Annotated in this window: 10 protein-coding genes; 5 read left to right on the top strand and 5 right to left on the bottom strand. The window is 68.5% G+C overall.

The window, feature by feature from the left end; genetic code table 11:
- The first annotated feature begins 712 nt into the window (after positions 1-712).
- Together thpD and EKG36_RS18570 are read left to right on the top strand one after the other, a co-directional pair.
- Positions 713-1,711, top strand: coding sequence for an ectoine hydroxylase (gene thpD, locus EKG36_RS18575; RefSeq protein WP_126486714.1), 999 nt, complete (start codon positions 713-715; stop codon positions 1,709-1,711).
- Positions 1,712-1,788: 77 nt separating this feature from the next.
- On the top strand, positions 1,789-2,454 hold the full coding sequence (locus EKG36_RS18570) for a fumarylacetoacetate hydrolase family protein (protein WP_126486712.1): 666 nt from the start codon (positions 1,789-1,791) through the stop codon (positions 2,452-2,454).
- Positions 2,455-2,530: 76 nt separating this feature from the next.
- On the opposite strand, the gene speA is transcribed toward EKG36_RS18570, so the two are convergent.
- The 3 genes from speA to EKG36_RS18555 form a co-directional block, all read right to left on the bottom strand.
- Complete coding sequence (gene speA, locus EKG36_RS18565; RefSeq protein ID WP_185827613.1) at positions 2,531-4,453, bottom strand: biosynthetic arginine decarboxylase; 1,923 nt, start codon at positions 4,451-4,453, stop codon at positions 2,531-2,533.
- A complete protein-coding gene (locus tag EKG36_RS18560; protein WP_126486711.1) occupies positions 4,450-5,409 on the bottom strand; it encodes a homoserine kinase in 960 nt (319 codons plus the stop codon). Before EKG36_RS18560 ends, speA begins: the two co-directional genes overlap by 4 nt.
- A 112-nt stretch (positions 5,410-5,521) precedes the next feature.
- Positions 5,522-5,815, bottom strand: coding sequence for a DUF2782 domain-containing protein (locus tag EKG36_RS18555; protein ID WP_126486710.1), 294 nt, complete (start codon positions 5,813-5,815; stop codon positions 5,522-5,524).
- Positions 5,816-5,978: 163 nt separating this feature from the next.
- Here EKG36_RS18555 and polA point away from each other — a divergent pair, with 163 nt between their 5' ends.
- Positions 5,979-8,747 carry a DNA polymerase I gene (gene polA / locus EKG36_RS18550; protein WP_126486709.1) on the top strand — a complete coding sequence of 923 codons (2,769 nt, stop codon included), beginning with the start codon at positions 5,979-5,981 and terminating at the stop codon, positions 8,745-8,747.
- Positions 8,748-8,834: 87 nt separating this feature from the next.
- Here polA and EKG36_RS18545 read toward each other — a convergent pair whose 3' ends face one another.
- On the bottom strand, positions 8,835-9,863 hold the full coding sequence (locus EKG36_RS18545; protein WP_126486707.1) for a Fe(3+) ABC transporter substrate-binding protein: 1,029 nt from the start codon (positions 9,861-9,863) through the stop codon (positions 8,835-8,837).
- 233 nt (positions 9,864-10,096) lie between these two features.
- Here EKG36_RS18545 and EKG36_RS18540 point away from each other — a divergent pair, with 233 nt between their 5' ends.
- Positions 10,097-11,290 carry an ABC transporter ATP-binding protein gene (locus EKG36_RS18540; RefSeq protein WP_126486706.1) on the top strand — a complete coding sequence of 398 codons (1,194 nt, stop codon included), beginning with the start codon at positions 10,097-10,099 and terminating at the stop codon, positions 11,288-11,290.
- Here the strand turns inward: EKG36_RS18540 and EKG36_RS18535 are convergent.
- Positions 11,177-12,889, bottom strand: a complete 1,713-nt coding sequence (locus EKG36_RS18535; protein WP_425459612.1) for an ABC transporter permease — start codon at positions 12,887-12,889, stop codon at positions 11,177-11,179. The two genes, EKG36_RS18540 and EKG36_RS18535, sit on opposite strands and share 114 nt — an antisense overlap.
- Positions 12,890-13,795: 906 nt before the next feature.
- On the opposite strand from EKG36_RS18535, the gene EKG36_RS18530 reads away from it, so the two are divergent.
- Positions 13,796-14,872, top strand: coding sequence for a TRAP transporter substrate-binding protein (locus EKG36_RS18530; RefSeq protein ID WP_126486705.1), 1,077 nt, complete (start codon positions 13,796-13,798; stop codon positions 14,870-14,872).
- The last annotated feature ends 119 nt before the right edge of the window (positions 14,873-14,991 follow it).

The following is a 14,991-nucleotide window of genomic DNA, read 5'->3' as shown; positions in this document are numbered from 1 at the left end:
TTCAAGTACTTCGGCTTCACCGTGGAGAACCTGCTGGCCGAAGCCGAGCAGTTGCTGGAGGATGCCGACGACTGATCGAGGCGTTCGGCACACGCACAAAGGGCACGGCGTCGGCCGTGCCTTGTTCATATGCGCCCTATGGCCTGGCGCTGATCGAAAACGACATCAGCATCTTCGGAGTTCGTCATGCCATCCGTGCGCGATGCTATCGAGTCTCTCGCTGATGGTCGCGATACCGGCGACCCAGGGGGCATTCGCCGCTAGCGGCCCCATGCCAGCCTGAATCATCAGCCTCCGGTTAGTCGGCTGGGCCTTTCCGTGAACAACCTGGTGGGTTTACACAGCTAGTCGAGGCAGCCGCCCGGCTATCCTTCGACACCCAGACCAGCATCCGCAGGGCCCCGAGCGATGGCGCACGACGACGAGCGCGGTATGCCTCAGGGCCGCGTATTGATCACGCTGGCCTCGACCGGGAGGGCATTACCGCAACCTGACCCGGCTGTTCAGCGACGCCCTGGCATGCAGTTTGTGCGCTGCGCCGCGTCCCGTGGCCCCTCGCAGCCGCGACCCTCCCCAGGGGCAGGGCCTTGAAACCCCGCCCGAGCGTCACCACATCTCCATCGCTGGTCCACTCCGGACCCCGCCGCGCGGCTGACCGCCGTCGGATGCGAGATCGAATCTGAAACTGATCACAACCCCAGGAGGTGATTGGATGTCAGTGCAGACATCGTCCAACCGACCGCTGGAACAGGCGAAATCCCATACCGTCGTCGATGCCCCGGATCCCCAGAGTCGGGTACGCAGTGCGCCGCTGCCCGGGGAGGATCCCTACCCGACCCGTCTCGCCGAGCCCCTCGACCTGCCCTGGCTCAACCGCCAGGAGCCGGTGGTCAAGGGGCGCGACCGGGAGGGGCCGCTCAGCGCCGAGCAGCTCGACGCCTTCGAGCGCCGCGGTTTCCTCTTCGAACCGGACTTCCTCGACGGCGAGGAGCTCGATGCATTGCGTCGGGAGCTGTCCGCCCTGCTGGACCGCGACGACTTCCGGGGCCGTGACTTCAGCATCACCGAGCCCCAGGGCAACGAGATCCGCTCGCTGTTCGCCGTGCACTTCCTGTCGCGGCTGTTCGGTCGCCTGGCCCACGACGAGCGGCTGGTGGGCCGTGCCCGGCAGATCCTCGGCGGCGAGCCCTATGTCCATCAGTCCCGCATCAACTACAAGCCCGGCTTCGAGGGCAAGGGCTTCAACTGGCATTCCGACTTCGAGACCTGGCACGCCGAGGACGGCATGCCGGCCATGCATGCGGTGAGCGCCTCCATCGTGCTGACCGACAACCACACCTTCAATGGCCCGCTGATGCTGGTGCCCGGCTCCCATCGGGTGTTCGTGCCCTGCCTCGGCGAGACTCCGGAGGACCACCACAAGCAGTCGCTGAAGACCCAGGAGTTCGGCGTGCCGAGCCGCGAGGCCCTGCGCCGGCTGATCGACCGGCATGGCATCGAAGCGCCCACCGGGGCCGCCGGCGGCCTGCTGCTGTTCGATTGCAACACCCTGCACGGCTCCAATGCCAACATGTCGCCGGACCCGCGCAGCAACGTCTTCTTCGTCTACAACCGACGCGACAACCGTTGCGTCGAGCCCTATGCGGCGAGCAAGCGTCGCCCTCGCTTCCTGGCTCACGCGCCCGGCGAGGACTGGTCGGCGGACGCCTGACGCGGACCCGCGGGGGGGAGTAGACTGGGAACTCCCGCAGTCGTCCGCGGGTATCCCCGAACAAGGAGTCGAGAGGCATGCGCTTCGTCCCCCGCTTCACCGATGGTCAGGCCTTCCCGGAGCCGTTGGGCAAGATCGTCTGCGTCGGCCGCAACTACGCCGAGCATGCCCGGGAGCTGAACAACCCGGTGCCCAACCAGCCGTTGCTGTTCATCAAGCCGGCCACCAGCGCCGTGAGCCTCGAGGCCCCCATCACGGCGCCCTTCGAGCGGGGCGATGTGCATTACGAGACCGAGCTGGCGCTGCTGATCGGCCAGCCGCTGACCCATGCCTCCGCCGAGGAGGCGGAGCGCGCCATCGTCGGGATCGGCCTGGCCCTCGATCTGACCCTGCGCGACATCCAGGCGGTGCTCAAGGAGAAGGGCCAGCCCTGGGAGGTGGCCAAGGCCTTCGATGGCGCCTGCCCGCTGTCGGCGTTCCTGCCCCTCGAGGCGATGCCCAACTGGAGCGGCCTGGAGTTCACCCTGACGGTGGACGGCGAGGCCCGCCAGCATGGCCGGGGCGCGGATATGCTGTTCCCGGTGCCGGAACTGGTCGCCGAAATGAGCCGCCACTTCACCCTCGAGCCGGGTGACGTGGTGCTCACCGGCACGCCTGCCGGGGTCGGCAAGCTGCCGCGGGGCGCCGAGCTGCGCCTGGAGCTGATCGACGGCATGGTGGTGACCACCCGCGTCATGGACTGACCGGGACGTCCCCACTTGACAAGGGCCCCGCCGGCAGCGCCGGCGGGGCCCTGTCGGGTCGGCCGTGGGCGCGCCCTCACTCCAGGTAGGTGTAGCCTTCCAGGCCGTCGGAGAGGTCGTCGAGGAAGCGCGCCTGGTCGTCGGCGGCCAGGCCGCTGGCGGCGAGCTGCTCGGCCAGTCGGGTGCGCAGCACCTCGGCATCGAAGTCCACATAGCCCAGCACGTCGGCGACCCGGTCGCCGCGGCGCACGTGGTCGAAGCGCCACTCGCCGGCCGCGTCGAGGGCGGCGTCCACCGAGTCGGTGTCGCCGAACAGGTTGTGCAGGTCGCCGAGGATCTCCTGGTAGGCGCCCACCAGGAAGAAGCCCATCAGGCGTTCCTCGCCCTCCCGCCACTCCGGCAGCGGCAGCGTGGCCTCAACCCCCTGGCCGTCCACGTAGCCGTCGATGCGCCCGTCGCTGTCGCAGGTGATGTCCTGAATCACCGCCCGTCGCGAGGGCTCGCGGTCCAGGCCGGCCAGCGGCAGCACCGGGAAGATCTGGTCGATGCCCCAGACGTCGGGCACCGACTGGAACAGCGAGAAGTTGACGAACAGCTTGTCGGCCAGTTTCTCGGCCAGCTCGTCGTGGATCTCGCGGTGGGCGCGGTTGCGCGGGTCGAGGCGCTCGCGCAGCCGCGCACAGGCGGCGGCATAGACCCCTTCGCCCTCGGCGCGGGCCGCGAGGCCGGCCAGGCCCATGACGAAGCGGTCCTGCAGCTCGCCGATGGCCTGGACCAGGTCGTGCCAGGCCTCGACCAGGCCCCGCGGGTCATGCATGGCCCTAAGCTCGTCGTGGACCCGCCACAGCTCGTCGACCTGGGGGTCACTCTCGATCCGGGGCGGCGGCGGCTGGGTGTCGACGCGCTCCTCGCCGATCACGTTGGTGACCAGCACGGCGTGGTGGGCGGTCAGGGCCCGGCCGGACTCGCTGATCAGGTGGGGATGGGGCAGGCCCTCGCCCTCGCACACCTGGGCGAAGGCCGCGACCACGTTGCGGGCGTATTCGCGCATCGAGTAGTTGATCGAGCAGAAGCTGCGCGAGCGGGTGCCCTCGTAGTCGATGCCGAGCCCGCCGCCCACGTCCACGGTATCCACCGGCGCGCCCAGGGCCAGCAGGCTCTGGTAGAAGCGTGCGCACTCGCGCAGGCCGCGCTGGATGTCGCGGATGTTGGCGATCTGCGAGCCGAGGTGGAAGTGCACCAGCTGCAGGCTGGCCAGGGCGTCGGCCTCCACGAGCCGGGCCACCACGGCCTGGATCTGCCCGGCGGTGAGGCCGAACTTGGACTTCTCGCCGCCGGTATTCTGCCACTTGCCCTTGCCCACCGACGCCAGCCGGGCGCGCAGGCCGATCCGTGGCGTGACGCCGAGCCGGCCGGCCTCCTCGAGGATCAACGGCAGCTCGGAGAGCTTCTCCACCACCAGGTAGACGCGGTGGCCGAGCTTCTCGCCCATCAGCGCCAGGCGGATGTACTCGCGGTCCTTGTAGCCGTTGCAGACGATCAGCGAGGGGCCGTCGCCGGACAGCGCCAGCACCGCCAGCAGCTCAGGCTTGCTGCCGGCCTCGAGGCCGACCCGGCCGCGGCCGCGTTCCTGGGTGGCCAGGATTTCCTCGACCACCCGGCGCTGCTGGTTGACCTTGATCGGGTAGACCGCGGTGTAGCCCCCCGTGAAGCCTTCCTCGCCCATGGCGCCGTCGAAGGCGGCACACAGCTGCTCGACCCGGTCATGCAGGATGTCGGTGAAGCGGATCAGCACCGGCAGGCGCAGGCCGGCCTGGCGCAGCCGGGCAATCAGCGGGGCGAGCGGCAGCGAGGGGCCGTCGGTCTCGCCGCCGAGCGGGCGCACCAGGGCCAGGCCGTCGTCGTCCACGTCGAAGTAGCCGCTGCCCCACTGGTCGATGTTCCAGGTGTGCCGTGCGCGGTGCGCGGGGCCCGCGGCGCTGCCCATCGCCAGGCTCATGGCCGGGCCTCGGGCAGCGGCAGGGCGCCTTCCTCGAGGCGCCGCAGCAGCACGGTGCGGAACTGCTCCGGGTCGTGGGGGGTGAGGTCGTGGGCCGGCGGGTCCACGTAGACCACCAGCAGCCGGGACAGCCAGTAGCGCAGCGCCGTCATCCGCAGCATCATCGCCCAGGCATCCCGCTCGGCCGGCACCAGCGGGCGGCGGGCCTGGTAGGCGCCGAGGATGGCGTCGTAGCGTGCCGGGTCGAGGCGGCCATCGGGCTCGGTGGCCCAGTCGTTGATGACGATGGCCAGGTCGAACAGCAGGTCACCGGTGCAGCCGTTGTAGAAGTCGATCAGCCCGCCCAGGCGGTCGCCGTCGAACAGGGTATTGTCGCGGAACAGGTCGCCATGGATCGCGCCCTGAGGCAGCTCGGGGGCCTCGTCGAAGAAGCCCTGGTAGATCTCCACCTCGTCCTTCATCAGGGTCTGGTCCTCCGGCGAGAGGTAGACCAGGACCTTGTGGTGCATCGGCAGCAGCCAGTGCAGGTCGCGGGGATTGGGCCGATTGCCGGGGAAGTGCTGCGACACCCGATGCATGCGCCCCAGGGCGTCGCCGAGCGCCCGGCACTGGGCCAGATTCGGGTCGCGGGGGTGCTTGCCGGGCAACCGCGGGAACAGCAGCGCCGGCTTGTCGGCCAGGCTATGCAGGGCGACGCCGTCACGGTCGTGGAGCGGCCCCGGCACCGGCAGGCGGTGCTCGTCCAGGTAGTCGAGCAGCTCGACGAAGAACGGCAGCTCCTCGTGCTCGCCCTGCTCGAACAGGGTCAGCACCAGCTCGCGACGGTCAGTGGTGACGAAGAAGGTGCTGTTCTCGGTGCCGGCGGGCACGCCCTCGAGGGAAACCAGCGAGCCGGCATCGAAGCGGCTCAGGAAATCCGCGACCTGGGAGTCGGTAAGCGGTGTGAATACGGCCATGTGTCTCTCGCCCGGGAATGCCAAGCCGCCTATTGTAGCGGCTTGTCGCCGCGATGCACGAACCGGTTGGACCGGGGCCCGCCGGCCGGCGACGAGGCCCCGGGCGGCGAGGTCAGAAGCGCTTGATCACCCACTGGGGCACGGCGATGCGATCCCCTTGCTGGCGCTCGAAGTTGCCGTCGCCGTCGTGGTCGACCAGGTAGTAGGAAGGGCCCGCCGAGGGCCGGATCTCGATGGCATACAGCGCGCCGTTGACCCGGTACTCGCGGATGGTGCGGTCCTCCTCCTGGCGGATGGTGATGTCGGGCTCGACGTCGCCGCTGGACTGGGCCAGCACCGGTGCCGTGGCAGCGGTCAGGCAGGCGCCGACCAGCAGCGCAGACAGCAGGCGAGGGATGGGCATCATGGGTCCTCCTGGGCCACGGGATGTATCCCCAGTGTAAGTGCTTGGCGGGACGAGGCCTACCTCGGCGCGGCAAACGCCGTCGCCAATGCGTATCATGGGTGACCCGGATCAGGCTTTCAGCCCCGACATTGACTTCCGCCCAGACCTCAAGGGATGCCGATACATGGCCGACACCCCCATCGTACTCGTCGACGGTTCCTCCTATCTGTACCGCGCCTTCCATGCCCTGCCGCCCCTGACCACCTCGGACGGCCAGCCCACCGGCGCCATCAAGGGCGTGCTCAACATGCTCAAGCGGCTGATCAAGGACTACCCCGACAGCCCCATGGCGGTGGTCTTCGATGCGCCGGGCAAGACCTTTCGCGATGAGCTCTTCGAGCAGTACAAGGCGCACCGGCCGCCCATGCCGGACGACCTGCGTTCCCAGGTCGCGCCGCTCCACGAGTGCGTGAAGGCGCTCGGACTGCCGCTGCTGTGCATCGAGGGCGTGGAGGCCGACGACGTCATCGGCACCCTGGCCCGGCGGGCCACCGAGGCTGGCCGGGACGCGGTGATCTCCACCGGCGACAAGGACATGGCTCAGCTGGTCAACGAGCACATCACCCTGGTCAACACCATGAAGGACGAGACCCTGGACGTGGCCGGGGTGAAGGAGAAGTTCGGCCTGCCGCCGGCGCGGGTCATCGACTTCCTGGCGCTGATGGGCGACAAGGTCGACAACATTCCCGGCGTGCAGGGCGTCGGCGAGAAGACCGCCCTGGGCCTGCTGCAGGGCATGGAGGGCGGCCTCGAGACCGTCTATGCCGACCTGGAGAAGGTCAAGACCCTGGGCTTTCGCGGTGCCAAGACGCTGCCCAAGAAGCTCGAGGAACACCGCGACCAGGCCTTCCTGTCCTACAAGCTCGCCACCATCAAGACCGACTGCGACCTGCCGGTGGGGCTCGACGACCTGGACATCGCCCACCCGGACCGGGAGGCGCTGCTCGAGCTCTACCGGCGGCTGGAGTTCCGGGCCTGGCTGTCGGAGCTGCTGGAGGGCAGTGACGAGGGCGTCGACGACGTGGCGGGCGGCACAGCCGCCCCCGACGGCGAGGCGGCAACCGGGAAGGCCCACGGCAGCGCGGCCCGCCGCGACGCGGTGATCCTCGAGCAGGCCCAGCTGGACGACTGGCTGGCGCGGCTCGAGGACGCCGAGGCCTTCTGCTTCGACCTGGAGACCACCAGCCTCGACTACATGGACGCCGAGATCGTCGGCGTGGGGTTGGCCCTCGAACCGGGGGAGGCTGCCTATATCCCGCTGGCCCACGACTACCTGGACGCTCCGGCGCAGCTCGACCGCCGGGCGGTGCTCGAGGCGCTGCGGCCGCTGTGGGCCGATGCCGGCAAGGCCAAGGTCGGCCAGAACCTCAAGTACGACATCTCGGTGCTGGGGCGGCATGGCTACGAGGTGGCTGGCTCGCTGGACGACACCATGCTCGAGTCCTACGTGCTCGACTCCACCGCCACCCGCCACGACATGGACTCGCTGGCGCTCAAGTACCTGGGCGAGAAGACGGTGAGCTTCGAGGACATCGCCGGCAAGGGCGCCAAGCAGCTGACCTTCAACCAGATCGCCCTGGAGCAGGCCGCGCCCTATGCCTGCGAGGACGTCGACATCACCCTGCGCCTGCACCACGAGCTGCGCCCCCGGGTCGAGGCCGAGGGGCGCCTGGCCGAGGTGCTCGACACCCTCGAGCGGCCGCTGATCCGGGTGCTGTCGCGCATGGAGCGTGGCGGGGTGGCGCTGGACGTCGAGCGCCTGCATACCCAGAGCCGCGAGCTCGGCAAGCGCATCGGCGAGCTGGAGGAGAAGGCCTATGAGCTCGCCGGGCGCGAGTTCAACCTCGGCTCGCCCAAGCAACTCGGCCAGATCCTCTTCGAGGAACAGCAGATCCCGGTGATCAAGAAGACCCCCAAGGGGGCGCCGTCCACCGCCGAGGCAGTGCTCGAGGAGCTGGCCCTGGACTATCCGTTGCCCAAGGTGATCATGGAGCATCGCGGGCTCTCCAAGCTGCGCTCCACCTACACCGACAAGCTGCCCAAGCTGGTCAACAAGGCCACCGGGCGGGTCCACACCAGCTACCATCAGGCGGTCACCGCCACCGGGCGGCTGTCCTCCTCCGACCCCAACCTGCAGAACATCCCGATCCGAACGGAAGAGGGCCGCAAGATCCGCCAGGCCTTCGTGGCGCGGCCGGGCTATCGTATCGTCGCCGCCGACTACTCGCAGATCGAGCTGCGCATCATGGCACACCTCTCCGGCGACAAGGGGCTGCTCGAGGCCTTCGCCGAGGGCCGCGATATCCATGCCGCCACCGCCGCCGAGGTGTTCGGCGTGGCGCTGTCCAAGGTCTCCGGCGAACAGCGCCGCAGCGCCAAGGCGATCAACTTCGGGCTGATCTACGGCATGAGTGCCTGGGGGCTGGGCCGCCAGCTGCATATCGACCGCAACCAGGCCCAGACCTATATCGACCGCTATTTCGACCGCTACCCCGGCGTGGCCCGTTACATGGAGCGTATCCGTTCACAGGCCGCCGAGGACGGCTACGTGGAGACGGTCTTCGGTCGGCGCCTCTACCTGCCGGAGATCCACTCCCAGAACCGGGCGCGCCGCCAGGGCGCCGAGCGCACGGCCATCAACGCCCCCATGCAGGGCACCGCGGCGGACATCATCAAGCGCGCCATGATCGACGTCGACGGCTGGCTGGAGCGCGAGACCATCGATGCCATGATGGTCATGCAGGTCCACGACGAGCTGGTCTTCGAGGTCAAGGACAGCGAGGTGGCCTCCTTCATCGAGCAGGTGAAGGGCCATATGCAGGCCGCCGCCGAGCTCGACGTGGCGCTGATCGTCGAGGCCGAGAGCGGCGCCAACTGGGACGAGGCGCACTGAACCGTCCCCGGCAACGACAAGGCCCGCGGCAGTGCCGCGGGCCTCTGGTCCTCGCTGCTTGAGGGTTGGCGACGCCTCGGTGGCGTCTTACCGCCAGCCGACGCGATCGAAGATCCGCACCGCCTGGGGGTTGTTCTCGCCCAGCACGCTGACGTTCAGATCGTCGGTCTTGAAGTCGCCCCAGGAGGCCAGGACCTCGTCGATCTCCACCCCGTCGACGACCGGGAACTCGTGGTTGCCGGCGGCGAAGATCTCCTGGGCCTGGTCGGAGGCCAGGAACTCGAGGAAGCGCACGGCGTTGTCCGGGTGGGGCGCGCCCTTGACCATGCCGGCGCCGCCGATGTTGACATGGGCACCGCGGTCGTCCTGGTTCGGGAACAGGATCTGGACCTTCTCGGCGGCCTCACGGTCGCCCGCGTTGTCGGACTTCAGCAGGCGCACGTAGTAGTAGTGGTTGGCCACGGCCAGGTCGCACTCGCCGCTGGCCACGCCGAGGATCTGGTCGGTATCGCCGCCCTCGGGCTGGCGCGCGAAGTTGTCGACCACCCCCTGGGCCCACTCCTCGGCGCCTGCCTCGCCGTGGTGCGCGATCATCGAGGCCAGCAGGGACTGGTTGTAGATGTTGTTCGAGGAGCGGATGCAGACCTCGTCCTCGAAGCGCGGAGCGGCGAGGTCCTCGTAGCTGGCGATCTCGTCGGCGCCGATGGCCTCGGGATTGTAGAAGATGGCCCGCACGCGCTGGCTGAAGCCGAACCACTTGCCCTCGGGGTGACGCATGGCCTCGGGCAGGCGCTCGGCCAGCACCTCGGATTCGACCTCCGCGAAGATGTCCTCCTGCTCGGCGCGCCACAGGCGACCGGCATCCACGGTCATCATCACGTCGGCCGGGCTGGCCTGGCCCTCGCGCTTGATGCGCTGGATGAGCTGGTCGGAGTCACCCTCCAGGATGTTGACCTCGATGCCGGTCTCCTCGGTGAAGGCGTCGTAGAGTGCCTGGTCGGAGTCGTAGTGGCGTGCCGAGTAGATGTTCACTTCGTCGGCCGATGCCTGGGTGGCGAAGGCCGCGCCGGCCAGCAGGGCGGTGAGCGGCAGGACGAGACGGCGTTGCTGGGTCATCGAGAACCTCATGGGCGAGTGGTCGGGATGCAATCTAGAATGAGAATGCGTTACATTATTCTGAGCCATTGAAGCGCCTGGCCCGGACGGCGTCAACTGCGGCGATGGGGTGGGGCTGATCTGGGTCAATACCGGCTGCCGTTCAGCCCGGCGAGGAAAATTGCAACGTATTTACGAAGCTTTCGCGTTACCATGTACGCCCACTTTTCCACTCGGCCGATCCGACTGTGCCTATGACCAGCCAACCGTCGCTGTCCACCGCGGGACACGTCGTGCCGGGCCCGGCCCCGGTGCTCGCCATGCACAATATCCGACACGCCTACGGGCATCACCTGGCCGTGGAGGATGTCGGCCTGGAGGTGTGTCAGGGCGAGGTCGTCTGCCTGCTCGGGCCGTCGGGCTGTGGCAAGACCACGCTGCTGCGCATCGTCGCCGGCCTCGAGGTCCTCCAGCAGGGCCGGGTGGACCTCAACGGCCAGGCGATCGGCCGGCCCGACCGCAGTCATGTGCCGCCGGAGAAGCGCAACGTGGGGCTGGCCTTCCAGGACTCGGCGCTGTTTCCCCATCTCAGCGTGCTGGAGAACGTCACCTTCGGCCTGGGGTCCCTGCCGGGCCGCCAGCGCCGCCGGCGTGCCATGGAACTGCTCGACCAGCTGGGCATGGGCCGTTATGCGGAGAGCTACCCGCACACCCTGTCGGGCGGCCAGCAGCAGCGCGTGGCCCTGGCCCGGGCGCTGGCCCCGGCGCCGCAGCTGATGCTGCTGGACGAGCCCTTCTCGAGCCTCGATGCGCGGCTGCGTGACCGTATCCGCGACGACACCCTGCATGTGCTGAAGAAGGTCGGGTCCGGGGCGCTGCTGGTGACCCACGACCCGGAAGAGGCGATGTTCATGGCCGACCGCATCGCCCTGATGCGCGATGGCCATATCGTCCAGATGGGCACGCCGCGGGAGCTCTACTGCGCCCCGGTGGACCCCTTCGTGGTCACCTTCTTCGGCGAGGTCAACGAGTTGGAGGGCGTGGTGGGCCAGGGACGCGTGGACACCCCCGTGGGGGAGGTCATGGTGCCCGGGCTGCCGGAAGGGGCGCGGGTGCGGGTGATGATCCGCCCCGAGGCCCTGCGGGTGGTGGCCCTCGACGAGCCCCCGGCCGATCACCACAGCCATGTGATCATGGCCAAGCTGCTGGGGCGCACCAGCCTGCTGCATATCTGCGCCCACGCCGGCGGCGGTCGGGAGTCCCACCTGCATGCCCGGGTGCCCGGCGTCTTCCTGCCCGACGAGGGGCAGCCGGTCACGATCCGGCTGGATCCGTCACAGGTCTTCGTCTTTCCGGCCGACCCGGGCACGGCTGCCGGGGCGGGAGCCGCGCATGGCGAGGCTGAGGAAGATCACCGGGATTATGCCTACGGCCACGATGGTCAGTGAGGCGGTGGAGGCCTCGGCGAGGCGCTCGTCCGCGGCCAGGTTGTGGGCGCGCACCGCCAGGGTGTCGAAGTCGAAGGGGCGCAGGATGATGGTCGCCGGCAGCTCCTTCATCACGTCGACGAAGACCAGGATGCCGGCGGCCAGCAGGCTGCCGCGCATGATCGGGGTGTGCACCCGGCGCAGGGTGCCGCCGGCGGTCTGACCCAGGGTGCGGGCCGCCGCGTCCATGCTCGGCGTCACCTTGCCGAGGCTCGCCTCCAGGGCATTGAAGGACACCGCCAGGAAGCGCACCACGTAGGCATAGATCAGGATAAAGGCCGAGCCGCTGAAGATCAGCCCGGCGATCACCCCGTAGTGCTCGCGCAGCAGGCCGTTGATGGTGTCGTCCAGCCAGGCGAAGGGAATCAGGATGCCCACGGCCACCACCGAGCCCGGCACGGCGTAGCCCATGGCGGCGACGCGGGTGGCGGTGCGGGTCACGGGTCCCGGATGCAGGCGCGCCCCGTAGCTCAGCACCAGGGCCAGCCCCACGGCGACCAGCGCGGCCAGCGCGGCCAGCAGCAGGCTGTTGCCGGCGAACTCCAGGAACTGGGCACCGAACAGCGAATCCCCCCCGCGCACCGAGAGAAAGCCCAGCAGGCCGCTGGGGATCAAGAAGCCCACCATCACTGGCGCCAGGCAGGCCAGGCAGGCCGCCAGGCCCCGCCAGCCGCGGAGCCGGAACTCGGGGAGCTGCTGGTAGCGGCTCGAGGTGTGGAAGTAGCGCCGCTTGCCCCGGGACCAGCGTTCCAGCAGCACGAAGACGATCACGAAGGCCAGCAGGCAGGCCGCCAGCTGGGCGGCGGCGACCTGTTCGCCCATGCCGAACCAGGTGCGGTAGATGCCGGTGGTGAAGGTGTCGACGCCGAAGTACTGCACGGCCCCGAACTCGTTGAGGGTCTCCATCAGGGCCAGTGATACGCCGCCGACGATCGCCGGGCGCGCCAGCGGGATCGCCACGCTGGTGAACAGCCGCCAGGGGCCGCGGCCCAGGGTACGGCCCACGTCCAGCACGCACACCGACTGCTCCAGGAACGCCGCCCGGGCCAGCATGTAGACATAGGGGTAGAGCACCAGCGTGATCAGTGTCGCGGCGCCGCCCAGGGAGCGCACGTCGGGAAAGAAGTAGTCGCCGCGCCCCCACTCGAAGGTCTCGCGCAGCCAGCTCTGCAGGGGGCCGGCATACTGCAGGAAGTCGGTGTAGGCATAGGCGATCACGTAGGTCGGCACCGCCAGGGGAAGCAGCAGCGCCCACTCGAACAGCTTGCGCCCGGGAAAGCGGCACATCACCACCAGCCAGGCCGTGCCGGTGCCGATCGCGAAGGTGCCGATGCCCACCGTGACCACCAGGAACAGGGTGTTGGCAAGATAGCGCCCGAGCACCGTGCTGGCCAGGTGTTGCCAGATGCCGCCGGCCGGCATGGCGATGTGGGCCAGGACCACCAGCACCGGCAGGGCCACGACCAGGGCGATGCCGATGGTCAGGGCGCTCCAGGCGTTAAAGCGCAGCGACAGGCGCCGCGCGAGGGAAGACGGCCGGGGGCTGGCGGGGTTGGACAAAGGAATGACTCCTTCCGGTAGCGGGCGTGAACCGGCTGAATGCGACGAGAGTGCAGGCGAGAATACTATCAGCTGGTGCCCCGGCCTGCAGCTGCACCACGTGCCGACGCGGGATTGTCATCCCGAGGTGCCATCCAGGAGGGCGGGCATCGAGTCGACGGCAAGGCGTGGCGCGATGCCGTGGGCATGAGGCCAGGGGAGGGCGCCGGATCCCGGCGCCACCCGCGACATTGGTCACATTGTGCAACCCCTTGGTGGCACTCATCCTTGCGTTGAATCTGCGCGATGAGACGCCCGTTTCAATAGCGCCCCGGCGCTCCTAGGCTGAAGCTGTCGATTCCGGTCTCGACGGATGTGGGGAGATGCTCTCAATGAGATTCAGCCAGCTTGGCAGGACCCTCGCTCAAGGCGCACCGCTGGCACCGACCGGTGGTTGGTGTCCCCGGGGGAGGGTGTCGGCCCCGGCCGGACGGTGCGGCGACCTGCTCCTCTCCGCTCTCGCTAAGGCCCCGCGCCCCGCCGCTGAAGGTTATCCATTGGTCGCAGCACGGTTTGCCCCCGCCCTGCCGCAACGCCACCGACCCAGGATCTCAAGGCGGTTTTTTTTTCTAGTCAAGGCTTGCGCTTACCGTCGAAACAGCGGGTTCCGCAAGATGTCACGGCCGCGCCGGCTTTCGCGAGATGGCACGCAATTTTGGTCATACCAATTTACCGTAGTTGAAAAGGCGTGAGGACCGCTATAGCGTCACGGGCCATCGTTGGTCGCTGCTGATGGAGCAGGCCTACACTGGCTCAGGAAGGTCGCCTAGTTCCTCTTGGGCTGCCGGATGATTCTTACATCGTCTTGCCGATGGGCGAGACATGCAGAAGCTGAAGCAACACAACAAGAGTATGGAGACTTCAACAATGAAACTCGTCAAGACCATGGCCGGCTGCGCCGGCGCGCTCGCCCTCGTTACCGGTTCCGCCTTTGCCGACGACCTGCGCTGGCGCATGCCGACGGCCTTCTCGACCAATCTGCCGGGCCTGGGTTCGCCGGCGGCCTGGGTCGCGGACAACCTGACCACCGCCTCCGACGGCTCCATCGAGGTGCGCGTCTACGAGCCGGGCGAACTGGTGCCGGCCTTCGACATCCTGCAGTCCGTCTCCGATGGCAAGGTCCAGGCAGGTTACACCTGGATCGGCTATGACCAGGGCAAGGTGCCGGCCGTGCCGCTGTTCGCCGCCGTGCCCTTCGGCCTCAAGCCCTGGGCCTTCACCGGCTGGTACTACTACGGTGGCGGCCACGAGATGCTGCAGGAGGTCTACGCCAACAAGGGCTTCGACGTGCACGCCCAGCTGTGCGGCATCATCGGGCCGGAAACCGCCGGCTGGTATTCCCAGGAGATCAACAGCCTCGAGGATTACGAGGGCCTGAAGATCCGCTTCGCCGGCCTCGGCGGCAAGGTCCTGGAGCGCCTCGGTGCCTCCGTCACCATGATGCCCGGCGGTGAGCTGTTCCAGGCGCTGGAGAAGGGCACCATCGACGCCACCGAGTTCTCCATGCCGGCCATCGATCAGATCCTTGGCTTCGACCAGGTGGTGAAGTACAACCTCTTCCCGGGTTGGCACCAGCCGTTCACCGCCCAGTACATGCTGATCAACAAGGAGGAATGGGAGAGCGCCTCCGCGTCCCAGAAGGCGCTGGTCGAGGCCTCCTGTACCGCTGCCGTCACCCGAGGCCTCGCCGAGGGCGAGTACAAGAATGGCGAGGTGCTGGCCGGCTTCCAGGAAAGCGGTGTGACCGCCCAGCAGATCCCCGACGAGGTGCTGCGTGAGCTGAAGGACGTCACCGACGAGGTGCTGGCCGAGGAGGCGGCCAACGACGAGGATTTCCGTCGCGTCTACGAGAGCCAGCAGGCCTTCCAGGAGAGCTACTCCGTCTGGGACAAGCGTGCCTACCTGTCGCCCGAGCTGACTGCACCGGAGAGCGGCGAGGAGTGATCGGCTTGCCCGGCTCCGGCCGGGTTGCCAACAACGTGGCCGGCCGCCGTGCCGGCCGCCGGACATGACAATCCCGAGGCCCGTGCATGCGGGCCTCGCTTGGCTTGAGAGAAGATCCC

It is taken from the genome of Halomonas nitroreducens (genome assembly GCF_003966155.1).
Taxonomy (GTDB): domain Bacteria; phylum Pseudomonadota; class Gammaproteobacteria; order Pseudomonadales; family Halomonadaceae; genus Halomonas; species Halomonas nitroreducens.
The sequence above is the reverse complement of the archived record's forward strand: the minus strand, read 5'-3'. Positions and strand labels throughout refer to the sequence as shown.

Excerpts from the sequence above, each read along its gene's own strand:
- thpD (WP_126486714.1), top strand. The coding sequence starts at position 713 with ATGTCAGTGCAGACATCGTCCAACCGACCGCTGGAACAGGCGAAATCC.
- EKG36_RS18555 (WP_126486710.1), bottom strand. The coding sequence starts at position 5,815 with ATGATGCCCATCCCTCGCCTGCTGTCTGCGCTGCTGGTCGGCGCCTGC.
- polA (WP_126486709.1), top strand. The coding sequence starts at position 5,979 with ATGGCCGACACCCCCATCGTACTCGTCGACGGTTCCTCCTATCTGTAC.
- EKG36_RS18560 (WP_126486711.1), bottom strand. The coding sequence starts at position 5,409 with ATGGCCGTATTCACACCGCTTACCGACTCCCAGGTCGCGGATTTCCTG.
- speA (WP_185827613.1), bottom strand. The coding sequence starts at position 4,453 with ATGAGCCTGGCGATGGGCAGCGCCGCGGGCCCCGCGCACCGCGCACGG.
- EKG36_RS18530 (WP_126486705.1), top strand. The coding sequence starts at position 13,796 with ATGAAACTCGTCAAGACCATGGCCGGCTGCGCCGGCGCGCTCGCCCTC.
- EKG36_RS18540 (WP_126486706.1), top strand. The coding sequence starts at position 10,097 with ATGACCAGCCAACCGTCGCTGTCCACCGCGGGACACGTCGTGCCGGGC.
- EKG36_RS18545 (WP_126486707.1), bottom strand. The coding sequence starts at position 9,863 with ATGACCCAGCAACGCCGTCTCGTCCTGCCGCTCACCGCCCTGCTGGCC.
- EKG36_RS18570 (WP_126486712.1), top strand. The coding sequence starts at position 1,789 with ATGCGCTTCGTCCCCCGCTTCACCGATGGTCAGGCCTTCCCGGAGCCG.